Source organism: Clostridium sp. UBA2485 (genome assembly GCF_002341865.1).
In the GTDB taxonomy this organism is placed as follows: domain Bacteria; phylum Bacillota; class Clostridia; order Clostridiales; family Clostridiaceae; genus Clostridium_J.
Genome location: NZ_DDOV01000068.1, coordinates 1 through 5,348, shown reverse-complemented (window position 1 = coordinate 5,348; position 5,348 = coordinate 1). Strand labels below are relative to the sequence as shown.

Genomic DNA, 5,348 nt, shown 5'->3' with positions numbered 1-5,348 from the left:
TTCACATATATTAATTTTAGAGTTAATATTCTATATATCAATATCTTTTAAATAATATATTATTTTCTAAGTGAATATGCTGAAAAATATCACTTTCAAGATCAACTAATTTTCTATATGTCATCTCAAAGGTTAAGCATACATCACTTGGAATACTATAACCATCTGTTACTTTTCTCAGTTCTTTAAGAATAACACCAGCACCTTCATGTTCATTTTCAAGTTCATTAATTTTATTTTTTATCTGCTCTTTTTCTTCACCTTTAAGTATAAGTGGAAAAATTTCTTCTTCTTCCTTAGGTAAATGAGCTAACAATTCTTTAGCTAAAGCTGCAAATAATTCTTGAACTTTATAAAGCTCCTTATGATTATCACCATGTGCTCTTATAATTTTTTCTATAAGCCCTCCTATATTAGGAAGTTCATTGTATAAATAATTATGATGAGTATCTATAATATGCTTTATTAATTCTTCTGAAGACACATCCTTCCATAGCTTAGGTATTGTATTCATAATAGATAATTTATAATTTTCATTTATTTTATCCATTATCTCTTTTTCATTTAATCCTTGTTCTTTTATAGCCTCTATTAAAGGTCTATTTCCTCCACAACAAAAATCTATTTCATAAATTTTAAATATATCTCCTGCTCCTGGATATTCACTAAGTATGTCTCCAATAAGCATTATGCTGTAAAATTTTTTTTCCATAATAATTCCCTCCATTTAAGTATTTAAAAGAAAATAATAGTTCAAAAATATCAATTTGCTTTATATCATATAGAGCTTTAAAATCCATTGGTATCGTCAATGAGCGGATTCTAACAAAGCAGTATGATATAAATATGCTAATATATTAGCTTGTTATTTTTTGAAGATGTCTTATGCCTTTATTATAGATTTTCATCTTATGGAAATATGTGATTTAAATCAAATTATAATAAATTATTTAGTGTATAATAAGATATATATTTATACCTTAAGAAAGTGGAGGATTCTTTTATGATTAACCTTTATAGTTGTAATAGTTGTTCAGGCAAATATTGTGCTAGTAAAATATCAATATTTAAAGGATTAGATGAAAATCAATTAAAAAAGATTACAGCCTTAATAAAGAGAAAAAGTTTTGAAAAGGGAGATGTTTTATTTAATATAGGCGATACTTCCGACAAACTTTATATTATAAATAGTGGGAAATTAAAGGTTTATACTTATAACAAAGAAGGTAAAGAACAAATTTTATATCTCTTAAACGAGGGAGATTTTATTGGAGACTTGAGCCTTTTAAAAAGTAGTAAATTTAACTTTGCTTCTAAAGCCCTTGAAAAAACTAATATTTGCATGATTTCTAAAGAAGATTTTGATAAAATCATTAAAGAATCTCCTGAAATTACTTTAAAAATATTAGAGTATGCTTATGATAGAATTGAAAGTCTTGAAAATATGATTACCACTTTAACCAATAAAGACATTGACAGTAGAATTGCGGAACTCTTATTAAAACTAGAAAAGAATAATATAATAATTCTTTCTATAAATAGAGAAGATATGGCAAATTATATAGGAGTTACCCGTGAAACCATAAGTAGAAAACTAACTTCATTAAGCGAAGAAAATATTATAGAACTTGTAGGTAATAAAAAGATTATTATTAAAGATAAAGAATATCTACAAGATTTATTATAATAAGAAATAGAAATGCACTTTTATGTAAATAAACATAAAAAGTGCATTTATTAAATTCCTTATAATCAATTGTGATTTTTATATTTTCAAGGTTTATAATTTACAATTATCAATAATTACCAAATATATATTAGGTAGCAATAGTTACTTCTTCTTTTCTCTTATTTAATATACCAATAAAAATAGTGGTAGCTAAAGCTAATGTATCAGAAACTAACGGTGATAAAAACACTCCTTCAACCCCTAAAAATTTAGGTAATATAAATGACACTGGTATTAAGAATATAAAGGAACGTCCCATAGAAATTATATTTGCATATAAATCTTTTTGTATTGATTGATAATAGCTTCCATAGGTTATTACTATACCTAAAAACGGCAATGACCCTAAGTACATTTTTAATCTTGTGGCTGTACTATTAACAAATTCCATATTATCATTAAATATATTTACAATTGAAGTCGCAAATATGAAAAGTAGTATTAGTGCTATACATCCATATACTATATCAACGATTAAAGCTAACCTTAAAGTTTTCCTAACTCTATCATATTTTTCAGCGCCATAGTTGTACCCTATAATTGGCTGAGTTCCTTGAGCTATTCCTAATAATATTTCTAAAAATATTGTTGCAACATATCCTACTATAGCAAACATAGCTAAATCTGTTGTTGTTCCATAGTGAAGTATTAAATTGTTTTGGATAAAAGTTAAAATACCTAAAGACATTTGCATACCAAAAGATACAAAACCAGAAATACATATCTCTTTTAAGATATTAAACTTAATTTTAAGATGTTTTAGTCTAATATGAAGTTTAGATTTTCTAGAAAAGAAATAATAAAGGAAATAAACACCAGAAAGAGTCATACCTACTATAGTGGCTGCCGCTGCTCCTGCCATCCCATAACCTAATTTCATTACAAATAGCCAGTCTAAAAATCCGTTTAATATAGCAGAAATTATTAAAATATTCATTGACAACTTTGGATTTCCTTCTGCTCTTGCAATTGGATTTAATCCTGTAGATAAAATATGCATAATTGTAGCAGAAATAATTATTACACTATATTCCTTACTTAGCTTTAAAACTTCTCCTTCAGCTCCTAAGAAAATCATAATAGGCTCTAGGAATAATAATCCTACTATAGTTATTATTAGTCCAATTAATATCATAGAAAAAATAGATGTACCTAAAATTTGTCTAGCTTCCTCCTTTTCATTTTGTCCAAGTCTTATTGCAATAAGTGCAGAACCTCCTACCCCTAAAAGCATACCTATTGCCATATTACTACACATTACTGGCCACAAAATATTTATAGCTGCTAGCCCTGTTTCTCCTACTCCTCTTCCTATAAAGATTCCATCTACAATTATATACAATGAGTTTACCAAAACTCCTATAATTGCCGGAATTACAAACTTCAAAAACAAACTTCTAATACTTTTCGTAGATAAGCTATTCTCCATTCTTCCCCTCCGTTTAAGTTAGTTAGTTTAACTAACTATTTGCTTTATAAAAAAGTCTTATGAATAATTAAGACTTTACTTTCTCTATTTTATTATTTTATCAACTATTATACGAGTTAATTCTTTGTATTTTTCTAACTCATCTTCTGTTAAACTATCTTTTATTTCTTGAGTAAATTCATTTACAACATTATAATCTTGTTCTAACAGTAATTTGCCTTTATCTGTTAAATATAAATATGACTTTCTTCTGTCTTTTTCACTTTGAATCTTATATATTAATCCCTTAGATATTAATTTTTTTACCATATTAGTCACTGAAGGCTTAGAAAGATTTAGGTACTGTGCTAAATCTGAATAAGTAGCATCCTCTAATATATTTAAAGCTTCAACATAAAAATACTCGCTATAAGATATGTTAACTATATCTTCACAATTTGCAGAATACTTTCTGTAAAGACTATAAAGATGAGAATTCACCTTAAAGATAAGCTTTTCTAACTCCATCTTTATCCTCCTTAAAAACTTATAATATAATAAACGCATACTAAATTATACTTATAATAAATTTTAAAGTCAACAAGATACATTGCTTACCGTTTAAAAGTAACTAATTTAAATTTTAAAATATCTAAATAAAAAATAAAGAAATTAATTCATAAAGANNTGAGAATTATTTTAATTTATGTTGCTAAATTATTTCTATTATCTTTATTGTTCTTTAAATTTAAACAAATTATTATTGTAACCACTAGCCCTATATAATCAGCTACTACTGGTGCTAAAAACACTCCATCTACTCCTATAAAATAAGGTAAGATAAATGATATAGGTATTAAAAGTACAAAAGAACGACCTACTGAAATTATATTGGCAAATAAATTTCGCTTCGTTGCTTGAAAATAACTTGCAAAGGTTATCACTATTCCAACAGTGGGCATGGATGCCAAATAAATAACAAGTCTTTTAGCTGCTAACTTAATAACTTCTGGATTGCTATTAAAAATACCTACTAATTTACTGGAAAAAATATATACGAATATAAATGTAGCGCTTCCAAAAATAACATCTGCTATTAAGCTAATTTTTAATATTTCCTTAACTCTACCATGTTCCTTCGCACCATAATTATATCCTATAATAGGTTGTATTCCCTGCGCTATTCCATATAATATTTGAATAAAGACTATGGAAATATATCCTACAATAGCAAATATTGATACATCTAAAGTTGTACCATAACTTAATAATATTTGATTTTGAATAAATATTATAAATCCTAAAGCTACCTGCATAGCAAAAGACATAAAACCTGAGGTACAAATTTCTTTTAGAATATTTGTTTTTATTTTTAAATAAGATAACTTAATTCTAAGATTAGCTTGTTTACTAAAGAAATAGAATAGAAGATATACAGAAGACCCTATTATTCCAATAGCTGTAGCACATCCCGCACCTATAATTCCTAAGTTCAATTTAATAACAAATAGCCAATCTAAAAATCCATTNNAAAGATATAAAAGTTGAAACTAAAATCATAACTAAAATGGATGTCCCTAATATATTTTTAGCTTCTTCCCTCTTATTCTCACCAAGTCGTATAGATATTAAGGTTGCTGCACCTGTTCCAAATAGAGAACCAATTGCCATATTTACACATGCTGCTGGAAATATAAGATTAATACTAGCAAGTGCAATCTCTCCTACACCACGCCCTATAAATATTCCATCAATTATTAAATAAAGAGAATTTACTAGTATTCCTATTATTGATGGTATAACAAATTTAAAGAAAAGGCTTAGTGTATTCTTTTTTATCAAATCATTTCCCATTATATTTTCTCCTTTGGTTACTTATTAATATTAACGATTTTTACATAGATATTTTGCTTCTAATACCTTAACTACAAATATTTCAACTATTCTTCTTAAAATAAGTAAAAACACACTATATAAAATGTTAATACAAAGTTAAGTGAATTTCAAATTAAAAAAATCTAATGTTTCTCTAAATTAATTTTAAAAATATAGATAACTAATAAATAAACACTAATTATTTATATATTATATTTTGTTAAAATTACCAACTAATTATTAATCTCTATAAAATTCTAAAATATTTTAATAAAATATTTTTTACGCAATAAAAAAATAGTCATATTTGACTATTTTTTGGAGCGGGTGAAGGGA

The 5,348-nt window shown here is 25.9% G+C and carries 6 protein-coding genes; 1 reads left to right on the top strand and 5 read right to left on the bottom strand.

What is annotated here, in order from left to right:
- Positions 1 to 37 precede the first annotated feature (37 nt).
- Positions 38 to 712 carry an iron-sulfur cluster repair di-iron protein gene (gene ric, locus B3603_RS13940; RefSeq protein ID WP_291565947.1) on the bottom strand — a complete coding sequence of 225 codons (675 nt, stop codon included), beginning with the start codon at positions 710 to 712 and terminating at the stop codon, positions 38 to 40.
- A 291-nt stretch (positions 713 to 1,003) separates the two neighbouring features.
- On the opposite strand from ric, the gene B3603_RS13935 reads away from it, so the two are divergent.
- Positions 1,004 to 1,687 (top strand): Crp/Fnr family transcriptional regulator, encoded by a 684-nt coding sequence (locus tag B3603_RS13935; RefSeq protein ID WP_291565945.1) that lies wholly within the window; start codon positions 1,004 to 1,006, stop codon positions 1,685 to 1,687.
- Between the two features lie 130 nt (positions 1,688 to 1,817).
- Here the strand turns inward: B3603_RS13935 and B3603_RS13930 are convergent, their stop codons facing one another.
- From B3603_RS13930 to B3603_RS13915, 4 genes are all read right to left on the bottom strand, one after another.
- Positions 1,818 to 3,158, bottom strand: a complete 1,341-nt coding sequence (locus B3603_RS13930) for an MATE family efflux transporter (protein ID WP_291565943.1) — start codon at positions 3,156 to 3,158, stop codon at positions 1,818 to 1,820.
- An 84-nt stretch (positions 3,159 to 3,242) separates the two neighbouring features.
- Complete coding sequence (locus B3603_RS13925; protein ID WP_291565941.1) at positions 3,243 to 3,665, bottom strand: MarR family winged helix-turn-helix transcriptional regulator; 423 nt, start codon at positions 3,663 to 3,665, stop codon at positions 3,243 to 3,245.
- A gap of 176 nt (positions 3,666 to 3,841) precedes the next feature.
- Entirely contained in the window at positions 3,842 to 4,633 is a 792-nt protein-coding gene (locus B3603_RS13920) for an MATE family efflux transporter (protein WP_291565939.1), read from the bottom strand.
- A 1-nt stretch (position 4,634) separates the two neighbouring features.
- Positions 4,635 to 4,991: an MATE family efflux transporter gene (locus B3603_RS13915; RefSeq protein ID WP_291565937.1), complete on the bottom strand. Its 357-nt coding sequence runs from the start codon at positions 4,989 to 4,991 to the stop codon at positions 4,635 to 4,637.
- Positions 4,992 to 5,348: the final 357 nt, after the last annotated feature.

Coding starts and splice junctions, on each gene's coding strand:
- B3603_RS13925 (WP_291565941.1), bottom strand. CDS start 3,665: ATGGAGTTAGAAAAGCTTATCTTTAAGGTGAATTCTCATCTTTATAGT.
- B3603_RS13930 (WP_291565943.1), bottom strand. CDS start 3,158: ATGGAGAATAGCTTATCTACGAAAAGTATTAGAAGTTTGTTTTTGAAG.
- ric (WP_291565947.1), bottom strand. CDS start 712: ATGGAAAAAAAATTTTACAGCATAATGCTTATTGGAGACATACTTAGT.
- B3603_RS13935 (WP_291565945.1), top strand. CDS start 1,004: ATGATTAACCTTTATAGTTGTAATAGTTGTTCAGGCAAATATTGTGCT.